The sequence below is a fragment of the Streptomyces griseiscabiei genome (genome assembly GCF_020010925.1).
Taxonomy (GTDB): Bacteria; Actinomycetota; Actinomycetes; order Streptomycetales; family Streptomycetaceae; genus Streptomyces; species Streptomyces griseiscabiei.
The window spans coordinates 113791-128222 of the sequence record NZ_JAGJBZ010000006.1; the positions used below are offsets into that span (position 1 = coordinate 113791).

Genomic DNA, 14432 nt, shown 5'->3' on the forward strand with positions numbered 1-14432 from the left:
ACGAGCGAGTCGTTGCTCCTACGACGATGGCGCGGGAGGGGGTGCGGGGGCGGCCGGGGCTAGGCCGAACGGGGGACGGGGTGCCTGGGGGGAGGGGCTGCGGTCCTGCTTTTCAGGGGCGCGGGGAACCGCGCGAGAAGCCCCACGCACCCGCAGTCGCCGTACGACCGCCCATTCCACGGCGCTATCGCGAAACCGCCGTCACCCGCTCACTCTCGATCCGCTTGGCCAGCGCGTCCTCCCCGAGCTGCCCGAGATGCCGGCACAGCACCACGGACCCCCCACTGGCGAGCGGCCCGTACAACCCGGCGGCCAGCCCCTCCCACGTGTCGTAGCCCAGCCCCGACAGCACCCGGGCCCCCGGGCCCGTCAGCCCCAGGCCGGCGGCGTCCGCCCGCGCCCGCTCCACGACCTCCGCCCCGCTGAACTCCCGCCCGGCCACGACCAGCGCCGGCTCCTCGGGATCCACCGGCGCGTACGCCACGAACCGGTCCCCCTGCGACGGCACCTCGACCGCGTAGTCGGCGAACCCCGACGGCGCCTGCGGGAACCGCCCGCCGAGCGGGCGCAGCGCGAGCGCGATCCGCTCCCCGGAGCACGCCCGGGCCGCGTCCAGCGTGTCGGGACCGCTCACCACGAGATCGGCCGCCGCCGGATCCCCGCCGACCTCGGCGACGACCCCCGCCGACGCACACGCCAGCAGCCACACCGCCGTCTGCCAGTGCGCGGGCAGCAGCAGCGCGACCCGGTCGCCCGGCTCCGCGGACAGCTCGCCCTGAAGGAGGTTCGCGGTCTTGGCCACCCAATTGGCGAAGGTGGCCACGGACAATTCGACGCGCTCGCCCGTCGCGTCGTCGTAGAAGGTCACCAGGGGGCGGGCGGGATCCGCGGCCAGCGCGGATCGCAGCAGGTCGGCAGGGGTGCGGTCGGTGGCGTTCATCCGCGTAAGCGTACGCGGGGACGGCTCGCCCGCGGTTCCCGGGCGGACCGGAAACGCCACCGGTTCGGCGGAGCGCGGCCGACACTCCGTCAATTCCGGGATGGACAGATATGTATGACTATGTCCAGGATCAGACGCATGCGTAGATCACGATTCCTCGCGTCCTCGATCGGCGTCACCTGCGCGGCGGCCCTCGCCCTCCCTGCGGCACTCCCGGCGACGGCATCCGCGGCGACCCCGACGGACTCGTCCTCCACCGCACTCCGGGCCCCGGCGAGAACCTCGGCCCCGGCCGGTCCGCTCGCCCTCGCGCCCGCGTCCGGCACCACCCAGTCGCTCCCCCTGGTCCCGCTCGGCGCGGACCGCAACCTCGGCCCCGCCGCCTCCGAGCAGGGCCTCGGCAAGCGGGACGTCCGGTCCTTCTCCCTGGTCGGTGTCGTCTGGGACGACCCCGACACCGAGCTCCAGGGCCGCGTCCAGGTCCGTACCCGTGCCAAGGACACCGCCCGCTGGTCCGGCTGGCAGGACGTCGAGACGCACAACCACGAGCACGCCGCCGACCCGGACACCGCCGAGCGCTCCTCGGGCCGGGTGCGCGGCTCCACCGCCCCGCTGTGGGTCGGCGAGTCGGACGGCGTCGAGGTCCGCGTCCGCGCCGAGACCCAGGGCCGTACGACCGCTCCGGGTGTCCAGATGCTCCCGGACGGCCTACGCCTCGAACTGGTCGACCCCGGCTCCGGCTTCCCGGAGGGCGCGGCGGGCCCTCAGGCCGAGACGGGAACCACGCAGACGGCGGCGGACACCCCGCCCGCCGGCACCGTGGACACCCCCCGCCTGGGCACCCTGACCGCCGAGTCGGCCGCCGCCTCCGCCGTCAACGCCGATCTCGCGCCGCTCGGCGCCACCACGATCCCGGCGCTGTCGCGCAAGGAGACGGTGGAGCGGCTGGCGAACGTGGCCCCCGGCGCGAAGCCGTACATCGGGCCGCGCCCGAAGATCGTCACCCGGGCCGGCTGGGGCGCCGACGAGAAGCTGCGCGAGCGGGACTTCCGCTACACCACCCGGGTCAGCGCGGCCTTCGTGCACCACACGGCGTCCGGCAACAACTACAAGTGTGCGCAGGCCCCTTCCGTCATCCGCAGTATCTACCGCTACCACGTGGTGAGCAGCGGCTGGCGGGACATCGGCTACAACTTCCTCGTCGACAAGTGCGGAAACATCTACGAGGGGCGCGCGGGTGGTGTCGCGAAGCCCGTCATGGGTGCCCACACCCTCGGTTTCAACACGAACAGCATGGGCATCGCGGTCCTCGGCACCTACACCACCACCAAGCCGCCGGCGGTGGCGGTCAAGGGGATCGCGCAACTAACAGCCTGGAAACTCGGTCTTTACGGGGCGAACCCGAATGGCAAGACATACCTCACTTCGGGTGGTGGCAATCTCTACCCAAAAGGTAAGAAGGTACGACTGCACGTGATCTCCGGCCACCGGGACGGGTTCGCGACCGAGTGCCCGGGGGGGCGCCTTTACGGAAAGCTCGGTACGGCCCGCAAGGACGCCGCCCGCTATCAAGGCCGATAGCGCGGCGGCAGGGTGATGGGGGGAGCCGGGGCGTGAGCCCCGGTCGAACACCAGCGACCGGCCGGATGTCATGCCAGACACGAACCATCGCACGGCCATGAAGGCGCCATGGAACGGTCTGCATACACTGGCCGGTCGAATGACAGTTCGGCCGGTCCCGGCAGGAAGCAGAGACGACAGGTGACAGAAGCGATCCTCCTGGTCGGCGGCAGAGGCACCCGGCTGCGCCCGCTCACGGTGCACACTCCGAAGCCCATGGTCCCGGCGGCCGGAGTCCCCTTCCTCACGCACCAGTTGGCGAGAGCCAAGGCGGCGGGAGTCGACCACATAGTTCTCGCCACCTCCTATCTGGCCGAGGTCTTCGAACCCCACTTCGGCGACGGCTCCGCCCTCGGCCTCCACCTCGAATACGTCACCGAGGACGAGCCCCTGGGCACGGGCGGCGCGATCCGCAACGCCGCCTCCCATCTCCACTCGGGCCCCGAGGACCCCGTCCTCGTCTTCAACGGCGACATCCTCACCGGCCTGGACATCCGCCGCCTGGTCGCCACCCACGGGTCCACCGGCGCGGACGTCTCCCTGCACCTCACCCAGGTGACCGACCCCCGCGCCTACGGCCTCGTCCCCACCGACGGGACGGGCCGGGTCCTCGCCTTCCTGGAGAAGCCCCAGACCCCCGAGGAGATCGTCACCGACCAGATCAACGCGGGGGCGTACGTCTTCCGCCGCTCGGTCATCGACACGATCCCGGCGGGCCGCCCGGTCTCGGTGGAACGCGAGACGTTCCCCGACCTGCTGGCGGCGGGAGCCCACCTCCAGGGCATGGTCGACTCCACCTACTGGCTGGACCTCGGCACCCCCGCGGCCTTCGTCCGCGGCTCCGCCGACCTCGTCCTCGGCCGGGCCCCGTCCCCCGCCGTCCCCGGCCGCTGCGGCGACCGGCTCGTCCTGCCCACCGCCCGGGTCGCGGGCGACGCCAAGCTGACCGGGGGCACGGTGGTGGGCGAGGGCGCGTTCGTCGGCGAGGGCGCCCGTGTCTTCGGCAGCACCGTCCTCGCCGGCGCGGTCGTCGAACCCGGCGCCGTCATCACCGACTCCCTCATCGGCGCCCGCGCCCGCATCGGTGAACGCTCCGTCCTCACCGGCGCGGTCGTCGGCGACGGCGCGATCATCGGCGCCGACAACGAACTCCGCACCGGAGTCCGCATCTGGTGCGACGCCCAGATCCCCACGGGAGCGCTCCGCTTCTCGTCGGACCAGTGACGGGGGTGCGTTGTCGTCCGCGGGCCCGGTGGGGCTTCTCGCGCAGTTCCCCGCGCCCCTGAAAAGCAGGGGCTGCGCCCCATGCTTTTCGCCCCGAAAGGGCCGCAGGCCTCTTTCAGGGGCGCGGGGAACTGCGCGACCAGCCCCCACCGGACGGACGCCTGGGGGTCGAAGGGGCGCAGCCCCTGGGGATGGGACGGGTAGGGGCGGCGGGGGCGCTACAACCGCCCGATGTCCCCCCGAGGCATCCGAGGCGCCCGCCGAGCCGGCACCCGCCCCGACAACAACACCAACCGAGCCGCCCGATGCCGCTGCCCCGCATACGGCTCCAGCAACGACAACATCACCGAGTCGTCCGCATCCCGGTCCCCCGCCAACGCGAACCCCACGATCCCCGGCAGATGCAGATCCCCCACGGTCACCTCGTCCGCCGCCCCATGACTGCGCTGCACGGTCTCCGCCGAGGTCCACGGCCCGATCCCCGCCACCAACTCCAGCCGGGCCCGCGCCTCACCCGGCGCCATCGACACGGCCTCCTCCAGCCGCCCCGCCACCCGAACCGCCCGCAGCACCGTCGACGCCCGCTTGTCGTCGACCCCGGCCCGATGCCACTCCCAGGACGGGATCAACGCCCACTCCCGGGCCGAGGGCATCACGAACATCCCCGCCGGCACGGGCCCCGGCGCCGGCTCGCCGTACTTCCGTACGAGCAACCGCCACGCCCGGTACGCCTCGTCCGTGGTGACCTTCTGCTCCAGCACCGAGGGGATCAGCGACTCCAGCACCAGCCCGGTCCGCGTCAGCCGCAACCCGGGCCGCCGCCGCCAGGCCGACGCCACGGCCCGGTGCCGGGGCACGAAGAGCTCCGGCTCATCGGCGGCCCCGAGCATCGAAGGCAGCTGTTCGAGCAGCCACTCGGCCCCCGGCCCCCACGCCTCCGCCTCGACGGCCCCGCAGCGCAGCGCGACCCGCAGGGTCCCGGCCCCGACCGGCGTACGACTGGCCCGCCACACGGACCCGTCCGGCACCGCCCGGAAGGTCGGATCCCCGGGCCCCCGCCGCAACGGCCCCAGCACCAGCCCCAGATCGAGCGCCCCCTCGGGCACCCAGCTCCGCCGCAGCCCGCCCGACGCCTGCCGAGGCACCCCACCGGGCACGACGACTTCCCCACCTCGCACAGTCGTACGAGTGGGTCGCTGGGGGAAACGTCCGGCCACGGGAAGGTCCTAGTCAGAGATACGGCGCCTTATTGAGCCTAGGGGCCCGTCAGGTTTTCAGGGGCGCGGGGAACTGCGCGAGAACCACCCACGCACCCGCACTCGCCGACGCACCCGTACTCCCCACCTACTGGGCGCCCCGACCCCCACCTCACGTCACCGCACCTCGATGAACGCCCCCGCATCCCGCTCCCCCCGAGCCGGAGGCGCCCCGGCCGCATGCCCCACGGCCACCGCCCCCATCGGGTCCCACCCCTCCGGCAGCCTCAGCACCTCCCGCACGACCTCCCGGCAGAACATCGTCGAGGACACCCACGCCGACCCCAGCCGCTCCCCGGCCAGCGCGACCAGGAAGTTCTGCACGCCGGCCCCGGCGGCGACCACGAACATCTCCCGCTCGGCGCCGTCCCGCCGCGCGTCCCCGTAGTGGTGCGACCCGTCCATCACCAGACACGGCACCACCAGATACGGCGCGTGGCGCAGCACGTCCCCGCGCCGCACCCGCTTCGCGATCGACTCCTCGCTCTTGCCGTCCCGCCGCAGATCGGCGATCCACGCGTCCCGCATGGCGTCGAGCAGCCGTACCCGTGACTCCGCTGACTCCAGCAGCACGAACCGCCACGGCGTCGTGTGATGCGGCGCGGGCGCGGTCACCGCGGCGGCCACGGCCCGCCGCACGGCACCCGGGTCGACCGGCTCGTCCGTGAACGCCCGGACCGTACGCCGCTGGGTCACCGCGAGCCGTACGGCCTCGGAGGTGCCGAGCCGGAACATGTCGTCCGCCGCGCCCCGGACCAGCGCCCGCGTCCCCTCGCCGTGGTCCTCGGCCACCATCTGCCCGAGCCCGCGGACGACGGCGACGGGCAGCCCGGCGGCCTTGCCCTTCACCAGGTCACCGGCGGCGGCCAGTTCGTCGCCGGTGGCGACGACCGTCGCGCTGAGCGGGTTGCCGTGGGCGTCGGTGCCGCCCCGCAGGTCGTCGAGGACCCGCACCCCGGCCGCCCCGATGGCGACGTCCGTCAGCCCGCTGCGCCAGGGTCGCCCGAACGTGTCGGTGACGACGACCCCGACCTCGACACCCAGGGTGTCCCTGAGGCCGTCCCGGATCGCGCGCGCCGAGGCGTCGGGGTCCTCGGGCAGCAACAGCACGGTCCCGGCGGGGGTGTTGGAGGCGTCGACCCCGGCGGCGGCCATCACCAGCCCCTGCCGGTTCTCCACGATCCGCAGCGGCCCGCGCCGGGCCACCACCCGTACCGTCTCGGCGTCGATCGCGGCCTCCCGGTCGGCCGCCTCGACGATCCGGCCCTCCGCCTTCGACACGATCTTGGAGGTGACGAGCAGCACGTCCCCGTCGATCAGCCCCGGCTCGGCGGTGGCGATCAGCTTGGCGAGGTCGTCCCCCTCCCGTACCTCGGGAATCCCGGCCAGGGCCCAGACGCGGTACCCGCCACCGGGCGTCACCCTGCTCATGATGTCCTCGCTCACGCGCCCCGCACCTCCTCGGCCAGCGCCAGCGCCGCGCGGGCCATCTCCGCCGTCGCGTCCAGGTCGGTCATCATCAGCGGCACGGCCCGGCACCGTATGCCGGCGCTCTCGACGCGCTCCACGACGCCCGCGTCCACGGTGTCGACCAGCCAGCCGTCGAGCAGGCCGGAGCCGTAGTGCTCGGCGACGGCGGCGGCCGTGGACTCGACGCCGACGGCGGCGAGCACCTTGTCGGCCATCCCGCGCACGGGCGCGTCGCCGACGATGGGGGAGAGGCCCACGACCGGCACCCCGGCCTCGGCGACGGCCTCGCGGATGCCGGGCACGGCGAGGATGGTGCCGACGGAGACGACGGGGTTGGACGGCGGGAAGAGGATGACGTCCGCCTCGGCGACGGCCTCCAGGACCCCGGGCGCCGGCTTCGCCTGCTCGGCGCCGACCGGCACGATCGCCTCGGCCGGCACGGAGGCCCGCAGCCGCACCCAGTACTCCTGGAAGTGGATCGCCCTGCGCTCGCCGTCGATCTCGACGGCGACATGCGTCTCGACGCGGTCGTCCGTCATCGGGATCAGCCGCACCCCCGGCTTCCACCGGTCGCACAGCGCCTCGGTGACCGCGCTCAGCGGATACCCGGCGCCGATCATCTGCGTCCGCACGATGTGTGTGGCGAAGTCCCGGTCGCCGAGCCCGAACCAGTCGGGTCCGACGCCGTACGCCGCCAGTTCCTCCTTGAGGTGGAAGGTCTCGTCGGCCCGGCCCCAGCCCTGCTCCTCGTCGATGCCGTCGCCGAGGGTGTACATCACCGTGTCGAGGTCCGGGCAGACCTTCAGCCCGAAGAGGTGGATGTCGTCCCCGGTGTTGCCGATGACCGTGATGTCCGCGTCCGGCACGGCCCGCTTCAGACCGCGCAGGAACCGGGCACCACCGATGCCGCCTGCCAGAACCACAATGCGCATGGAAGCAGTCTCGCAGGCGGGTACGACAACGGGCCGCCCACCCGCGACCACGGCCGGATCACGCCGTGACGGCCGCCGCCTCCGCGCGTGCAGCCTCCGCGCCCGCCGCGCAGGCCCTCGGATGCATCGGCATGTCCGTCAGGCCCGGGTAGTACACGTGCAGGCTGACGGCGGGTTCCAGCGTGTCGTTGACGACCTCGTGCGCGTAACCCGGCGCGAACACGCGCTGCGCGCCCGCGCCGAGCACGCGCGTGCCCCGGTCGGTGCGCTCGGTCAGTGTGCCGTCGAGCACCGTCAGCACGCCGGAGGAGCCCCCGTGGTCGTGCAGTCCGGTGCCCTGTCCCGGCAGCCACGACAGCAGCCACACCTCGTACCCGGGACCGGTCGCCAGCCGGTGGTACCAGCGGGTGGTCGCGTCGTACTCGACGAGGTGCTCCCAGCGGGAGCGGTCGTCGGCCAGGGAACGGGCCAGGCCGGCGAACTCGGCCACGGTGACGGGGTGTTGGCGCGGCGCCTGGAGGAGGTGCGGTACTTCGAGAAGGTCGCCGGCGATCTGGAGGTCGCTGTCGCTGTTCATGAAGAGAGGTGGTCCTCGACGATGAGTGCGTGGGGGAGGGCGGGTGTCGCGTGAGGAAGCGGAGGAGACGACGGCCGAACCCCTACGGGCTCAGCGGCAGCCGGAGCGAGTGAGGCTCAACAGCTGGGACAGCAACAGCTACAGCGACGGCGAGCAGCACCGAGGGACCCGGCGGTGCGGGTCGAGGTGAGTGCCAAGTGCGCGAGCATGCCCACAAGGACATCGGTTCACACCTCTGCTGTCAACTTCGCGTCCGGTATGTGGATGACCGTTCACCTCTTCCGGTGCATCCGCGCGGCGAAAGGTTTGTGCGTGGGGAGTCGGGGACACATGGCGCACAACCCGGAACGAGTGAGTCGGTTCGAGCCGGAACGAGATCGAACTCCTGGGCGTCTTTCCTCGTAAGGAAGGGTGATCCGGTGAGAACTCCCCTCTGACGCCGCGCTGCTGTCAGGGTTTATGCCGATTTGAACACTTTCCGCATAGCCTTGGTTCCGCAGAGTGAATAAGGGGCTCAATAGCAGATCTCGGCTTGACTCGCCCGTAGCAGCACACTTGTAATTTCACTCGTGTCGTTCAGCCGAAATCGGTAACGGCCGCACGACGGGGACGCGAAAGACGGACGAGGGGCGCACATGACCGAGCTCGTGCAGCAACTGCTGGTCGACGACGCGGACGAAGAACTCGGCTGGCAGGAGCGCGCGCTGTGCGCCCAGACCGATCCCGAGTCCTTCTTCCCCGAGAAGGGCGGCTCGACCCGCGAGGCCAAGAAGGTCTGCCTCGCCTGCGAGGTCCGCTCCGAGTGCCTCGAGTACGCCCTCGCCAACGACGAGCGGTTCGGCATCTGGGGCGGCCTGTCGGAGCGCGAGCGCCGTCGCCTCAAGAAGGCAGCCGTCTGACCCGCCCGGAAAGACCGCCCGGAGAGCCGCCCGGCACAGTCGAACAGGAACAACCGAACATGTACGGCCCGTCGCAGGTGGGTTATCCACAGGCGGCGGGCCGCTCTGCTGCTCAGCCGTTAGTGTGGGCCCTCGTCCGAGACGTCCCGCTGTCCTCGCCGGACACAGACGTCCACCGCAGTCCACCGAACCGGGGCCCGTACCTCGATGTCCGTGCACAGCCACACCGCAGCCCACCACGACGCTGCCACGCCCGAGTTCCCACGTCATGTGGTGACCGCGGTCCTCGTCGCGCACGACGGCGCCCGCTGGCTGCCCGACGCGCTCGCCGGGCTGCTCGGCCAGGAGCGCCCGGTGCAGAGCGCCATGGCCGCCGACACCGGCAGCGCGGACGACTCCGCCCGGCTCCTCTCCGAAGCCCTCGGCGCGGACCGCGTCCTGCACCTCGCCCGACGCACCGGTTTCGGCCAGGCCGTCGAGGAGGCCAACCGCACCGCGGGCGTCCTCACCGAGGACGACCTGGCCTACCTCCGCCGCCCCAGCGGCTGGGACCCGGTCACCCGCAGCTGGCGCGACGACGCGTACGACATGCCGGAGCTGCCCCACGGCGAGCCGGTCCAGTGGCTGTGGCTGCTGCACGACGACTGCGCCCCCGAACCCGACGCCCTCGCCCAGCTGCTGCGGGCCGTGGAGAACGAACGCGAGCTGGGCCGGGACGACGTCGCCGTCGTCGGCCCCAAGCTGCGCGGCTGGTACGACCGCCGTCAGCTCCTGGAGGTCGGCGTCACCATCGCCGCCTCCGGCCGCCGCTGGACCGGCCTGGACCGCCGCGAGCAGGACCAGGGCCAGCACGACCACGTCAAGCCCAGCCTCGCCGTGTCCACCGCCGGCATGCTGATCCGCCGCGACGTCTTCGAGGAGCTGGGCGGCTTCGACCGCCGACTGCCCCTCATGCGGGACGACGTCGACCTGTGCTGGCGAGCCACCGCCGCCGGACACCGCGTCCTCGTCGCCCCCGAGGCCGTCGTACGGCACGCCGAGGCCTCCGCGCGCGAGCGGCGCACCGTCGACTGCGTGGGCCGCAACGCCGCCTCCCCGCACATGGTCGACAAGGCGGGCGCGACCTACACCCTCCTCGTCAACTCCCGTACGGCACAGCTCCCCTGGGTGGTGCTGCGGATCGTCCTCGGCACCCTGCTGCGGACCGTCGCGTATCTCGTCGGCAAGGTCCCCGGACAGGCCGTCGACGAGATCCGCGGGCTGCTGAGCGTGCTGCTGCGGCCCGAGCGGATCATCGCCGGGCGGCGCAGGCGAGGCCGGTCGCAGCTGGACAAGGGCGAACTGCGCCCGCTGTTCCCCCCGCCCGGCGCGACCGTCCGGGCCACCTTCGAACAGGCCGCGGGCGATCTGTTCGGCCGCTCCGACACCGACACCTCCCCGGCCGGACGGCACGGCGGCGCCGTCGAGTCGGGCCCCGGCGACGACGACGCCGACTTCCTCCAGGTCGAGCAGTTCGCCCGGCTCAAGCGCGTCGCGCGCGCCCCCGGGCCCGTGCTCTTCGCGCTCCTGCTGCTCGCCTCGCTCGCCGCCTGCCGTGAGCTGCTCGGCGGCGGCGCGCTCGTCGGCGGCACCCTGCTGCCCGCGCCCGCCGACTCGGCCGCGCTGTGGTCGCGCTACCTGGACGGCTGGCACCCGGTCGGCGCGGGCGGCGCCGAGGCCGCGCCGCCGTATCTGGCGATCGTGGCCATGCTCGCCTCCCTGCTGTTCGGCTCCACCGGACTCGCGGTCACCGTGCTCCTCGTGGCCTCCGTGCCGCTGGCCGGTTTCACCGCCTACTTCGCCTCACGGCGCCTGGTGGAGTCGCGGCTGCTGCGCGCCTGGGCCGCGATCGTGTACGCCTTTCTGCCCGCCGTCACCGGCGCGCTGGCCACCGGCCGCCTCGGCACCGCCGTCCTCGCGATCCTGCTGCCCCTGATCGCCCGCGCGGGCGCCGCGGCCGCCGGGCTCACGAACAACACGGGGGCGCGCGGCAGTTGGCGTGCCACCTGGGCGTACGCGCTGCTGCTGACGATCACCACCGCGTTCACCCCGATCGTGTGGCCCCTCGCGCTGCTCCTCGGCCTCGGGCTCCTCGTGGTGCGCCGCCGCGAGATCACCGCCTACGGCCCCCGCTTCCTCGCCCAGCTGGGCACCCCGCTGCTGGTCCTCGCCCCCTGGTCGCTGACGCTGCTGCCGTTCGGCTTCTTCCAGGAGGCCGGTCTGGAGTACGGCGGGAGCACGGCCTCGGCGACGGATCTGCTGGGCATCAGCCCCGGCGGACCCGGCACGGTCGGCGGACTGACGCTCATCGGCGTCGTCCTCGCCGCGCTGGCCGCCCTGCTGCGCTCGGAACGGCAGCCGGCGATCCGGACCGCCTGGATCGCCGCCCTGACGGCCCTGGTCTTCGCGGTCCTCTCCAACGGCTCCACCTGGGCCGGCCCCGCGACCCTCGTCTACGGCATCGCCCTGCTCACCGCCGCAACCCTGGGCGCCGACGGAGCACGCCACCGCGTCGCCGAGCAGAGCTTCGGCTGGCGCCAGCCGGTGGCCGTGCTCATCGCGCTCGCCGCCGCCGTCGGCCCGCTGCTGGCCGCCGCCGACTGGGTGCTCGGCGGCGCCGACGGCCCCCTGGAGCGCCGCGACCCCGTCCAGGTGCCCGCGTTCGTCGCCGAGGAGAGCGGCACCCGCGACCAGGCCCGCACCCTGGTCCTCGACAGCGACTCCACCGCCGAGGTCGGCTACACCCTGGTCCGCGGCTCGGGCGTCCGCCTCGGCGACGCCGAACTCACCGCCGCCGCCGGGGACAACAAGCAGCTCGACCAGGTCGTCGCCAACCTCGTCGCCGGCTCCGGCGCCGACCAGAGTGACGAACTCGGCGGGTTCGCCGTGCGGTACGTCCTGGTCCGGCCGGGCTCGCCCCGTGAGGTCAGCCGGGTCCTGGACGCCACGCCCGGTCTGAGCCGGCTCAGCCAGCAGGACGGCAGCGCCCTGTGGCGGGTGGACCGCCAGGTCGCCCGTGTCACCGTCGAGGCAGCTTCCGGCGCCCCCAAGGCCGTAGCCGCCGGCCCCGTCGACGTGCACACCACCATCCCGGCCGGCGGTTCGGGCCGCGTGCTGCGCCTCGCCGACACCGCCGACGAGTCCTGGACCGCCACCCTCGACGGCAAGCCGCTCACCCCGACCACGGTCGACGGCTGGGCCCAGGGCTTCCAACTGCCCGTGGACGGCGGCCGGCTGGACGTCACCTTCGACGCCCCCGTCGGCCACACCGGCTGGCTGTGGGCTCAGGGCTCGCTCGCCGTCGTCCTCGTGGTCCTCGCCCTGCCCGGCCGCCGCCGGGACGTCGACGACGACCTCCCGGACGAGCCGGTCGCCGCCGTGCCCGCCCAGGACATCACCGGCGACGGCCGCCGCGCCCGCCGCCTGCGCGCCCAGGCGGAGGCCGAGGCCGAGGCCGGACAGAGCGCTGACCCCGGCCTCCCGTCCGCCCCCGAGGAGATCCCGGTCGCCGCTCCCGTCCCGCAGCAGCAGGGGTACGGCGAGTGGGACACCCAGCACCACACGGGCGCCGAGTACGGCCAGTACGACCAGCAGTACCAGGGCACCGCCCAGCAGTACCCCGCGGGCGCGTACGACCAGCAGCAGTACTACCAGGCCGCCCCCGACCAGGGCGCCCAGTACGACCCGTACGCCCCCTACGGCGGCAACACGGTCTCGTACGACCAGACGTACACCCAGGGCTACGACGCGACGTACGACCCGTCGCACGGCACCGGCGCCGACAGCGAGCGCCCCGACGGGAGCCAGCAGTGAACCGCCAGACCCTGTCCCTGATCGCCGGCGCGACCGCCCTGGCCGCCGTCACCGGCTTCGCCACGCTCTCCGCGCCCGGCGCCTCCGGCGACGGCACCACCGCGAAGGCGGCGGCCCAACTGCCCGTGCAGCGCACGAGCCTGCTCTGCCCGCAGCCGAGCACCTCGGACATCGCGGAGACGGCGTACGCCGCCTTCACCCCGGTCACCGAGGGCACCGGCGACGACGGCAGCGCCGAACTCCTCGCGGCGGGAGGGGAGTCGACGGACACCGGCAAGGACGGAGCGGACGACAAGGGCGACAAGGACGGCAAGGCCGGTGCGGGCAAGGCCGCCAAGCCGGTCGTCGAGATCAAGGAGCCCGGCAAACCCGTGGCCGGCAGCACCGACGGCGGTGACTCGCCCGCGCTGATCGGCACGGCCGAGGGGAAGTTCGCGCCCGGCTGGACGGTCCAGGAGACCACCGAGGTCGCCGCCGGCACCGGCCGCGGCCTGCTCGGCGTCAACTGCGCCGCCCCGGACACCGAGTTCTGGTTCCCGGGCGGCAGCACGGCCGCGGGCCGCACCGACTACGTCCACCTCGTCAACCCGGACGACTCGGCGGCCGTCGTCGACATCGAGCTGTTCGGCAAGGACGGCGCCCTGAAGTCGACGGTGGGCGACGGCATCACGGTCCAGCCCCGCTCCGGCGAGCCGGTCCTCCTGTCGACGCTCGCCACGGCGAAGGAGGCCGACCTCACGGTCCACGTCAACGTCCGCAGCGGCCGCGTCGCCGCCGCCGTCCAGGCCCTCGACGACAAGGTGGGCGGCGACTGGCTCTCCGCCGCGGCCGACCCGGCGGGCACCCTGGTCCTCCCCGGCATCCCGAAGGACGCCACCTCCGTGACCCTCGTCGCCTACGCCCCCGGCGACGCCGACGCCGACCTGAAGCTCCGCCTCGCCTCGCCCAACGGCGCGATCACCCCGGCGGGCAACGAGACGCTGCACGTCAAGGGCGGCATGACCGCCTCCGCCGACCTGGGCGACATCACGCGCGGCGAGCCCGGCTCCCTCATCCTGACCCCCACCGGCCAGTCGGTGCCGGTGGTCGCCGCCCTCCGCGTCGTCCGCGGCAAGGGCGCCAACCAGGAGACCGCCTTCATCCCGGCGACCCGCCCGGTCGGCGCGCGCGCCACGGTCACCGACAACCGCGCCAAGGGCACGACCCTCACGCTCACCGCGCCCACCGGTGCGGCCGAGGTGCGGGTCACCGCGTCCGCCGGCAGCGGGGGCGGGGAGTCCGCGACGAAGACCTTCACGATCAAGGCCGGCACCACGCAGAACGTCGACATGCCCGCCCCGAGCGGCCTCAAGGGCACCTACGCCCTCACCGTCGAGACCACCTCCGGCGCCCCCGTCTACGCCTCCCGCCTCCTTGAATCCAAGTTCGACGGCGTCCCCGCCTTCACCATCCAGACCCTCCCGGACGACCGCGGCACGGTGGCCGTCCCCGAGGCGAGGCAGGACTTGTCGATCATGCAGAAGTAGCAGGTTCTTTGGCGGGCGCGGGCGCGGGCGCGGGCGCGGGTGCGGGTGCGGGTGCGTGGGGCTTCTCGCGCAGTTCCCCGCGCCCCTGAAAAGCAGGGGCTGCGCCCCGTGCTTTTCGTCCCGAAAGGGCCGCAGG

The 14432-nt window shown here is 73.5% G+C and carries 10 protein-coding genes; 5 read left to right on the forward strand and 5 right to left on the reverse strand.

Annotated elements, in window-relative coordinates; all coding sequences use genetic code 11:
* Positions 1-184: 184 nt before the first annotated feature.
* On the reverse strand, positions 185-940 hold the full coding sequence (locus J8M51_RS45090; protein ID WP_267300068.1) for a TIGR03089 family protein: 756 nt from the start codon (positions 938-940) through the stop codon (positions 185-187).
* Between the two features lie 120 nt (positions 941-1060).
* On the opposite strand from J8M51_RS45090, the gene J8M51_RS45095 reads away from it, so the two are divergent.
* Positions 1061-2521: a peptidoglycan recognition protein family protein gene (locus J8M51_RS45095; RefSeq protein WP_216591705.1), complete on the forward strand. Its 1461-nt coding sequence runs from the start codon at positions 1061-1063 to the stop codon at positions 2519-2521.
* A 180-nt stretch (positions 2522-2701) separates the two neighbouring features.
* Complete coding sequence (gene manB / locus J8M51_RS45100; RefSeq protein WP_267300069.1) at positions 2702-3784, forward strand: mannose-1-phosphate guanylyltransferase; 1083 nt, start codon at positions 2702-2704, stop codon at positions 3782-3784.
* A 218-nt stretch (positions 3785-4002) separates the two neighbouring features.
* Here the strand turns inward: manB and J8M51_RS45105 are convergent, their stop codons facing one another.
* The 4 genes from J8M51_RS45105 to J8M51_RS45120 all read right to left on the reverse strand — a co-directional run bounded on the left by J8M51_RS45105 (position 4003) and on the right by J8M51_RS45120 (position 8019).
* Entirely contained in the window at positions 4003-5001 is a 999-nt protein-coding gene (locus J8M51_RS45105) for a DNA-3-methyladenine glycosylase family protein (RefSeq protein ID WP_267300070.1), read from the reverse strand.
* Positions 5002-5157: 156 nt separating this feature from the next.
* Positions 5158-6471 carry a coenzyme F420-0:L-glutamate ligase gene (locus tag J8M51_RS45110; protein WP_267300199.1) on the reverse strand — a complete coding sequence of 438 codons (1314 nt, stop codon included), beginning with the start codon at positions 6469-6471 and terminating at the stop codon, positions 5158-5160.
* Positions 6472-6482: 11 nt separating this feature from the next.
* Entirely contained in the window at positions 6483-7442 is a 960-nt protein-coding gene (gene cofD / locus J8M51_RS45115) for a 2-phospho-L-lactate transferase (protein WP_086756614.1), read from the reverse strand.
* A 58-nt stretch (positions 7443-7500) separates the two neighbouring features.
* Positions 7501-8019, reverse strand: coding sequence for a cysteine dioxygenase (locus J8M51_RS45120; RefSeq protein WP_086756615.1), 519 nt, complete (start codon positions 8017-8019; stop codon positions 7501-7503).
* 635 nt (positions 8020-8654) lie between these two features.
* Here J8M51_RS45120 and J8M51_RS45125 point away from each other — a divergent pair.
* The 3 genes from J8M51_RS45125 to J8M51_RS45135 all read left to right on the forward strand — a co-directional run bounded on the left by J8M51_RS45125 (position 8655) and on the right by J8M51_RS45135 (position 14296).
* The gene (locus J8M51_RS45125; protein WP_003975777.1) at positions 8655-8918 is read left to right on the forward strand and encodes a WhiB family transcriptional regulator; all 264 of its coding nucleotides are present in this window, start codon (positions 8655-8657) and stop codon (positions 8916-8918) included.
* A 207-nt stretch (positions 8919-9125) separates the two neighbouring features.
* Complete coding sequence (locus J8M51_RS45130; protein ID WP_086756619.1) at positions 9126-12770, forward strand: glycosyltransferase family 2 protein; 3645 nt, start codon at positions 9126-9128, stop codon at positions 12768-12770.
* Complete coding sequence (locus J8M51_RS45135; protein WP_086756621.1) at positions 12767-14296, forward strand: DUF5719 family protein; 1530 nt, start codon at positions 12767-12769, stop codon at positions 14294-14296. Before J8M51_RS45130 ends, J8M51_RS45135 begins: the two co-directional genes overlap by 4 nt.
* Positions 14297-14432 lie beyond the last annotated feature (136 nt).

Excerpts from the sequence above, each read along its gene's own strand:
- J8M51_RS45130 (WP_086756619.1), top strand. The coding sequence starts at position 9,126 with ATGTCCGTGCACAGCCACACCGCAGCCCACCACGACGCTGCCACGCCC.
- J8M51_RS45110 (WP_267300199.1), bottom strand. The coding sequence starts at position 6,471 with ATGAGCAGGGTGACGCCCGGTGGCGGGTACCGCGTCTGGGCCCTGGCC.
- J8M51_RS45120 (WP_086756615.1), bottom strand. The coding sequence starts at position 8,019 with ATGAACAGCGACAGCGACCTCCAGATCGCCGGCGACCTTCTCGAAGTA.
- J8M51_RS45125 (WP_003975777.1), top strand. The coding sequence starts at position 8,655 with ATGACCGAGCTCGTGCAGCAACTGCTGGTCGACGACGCGGACGAAGAA.
- J8M51_RS45095 (WP_216591705.1), top strand. The coding sequence starts at position 1,061 with ATGTCCAGGATCAGACGCATGCGTAGATCACGATTCCTCGCGTCCTCG.
- cofD (WP_086756614.1), bottom strand. The coding sequence starts at position 7,442 with ATGCGCATTGTGGTTCTGGCAGGCGGCATCGGTGGTGCCCGGTTCCTG.
- J8M51_RS45090 (WP_267300068.1), bottom strand. The coding sequence starts at position 940 with ATGAACGCCACCGACCGCACCCCTGCCGACCTGCTGCGATCCGCGCTG.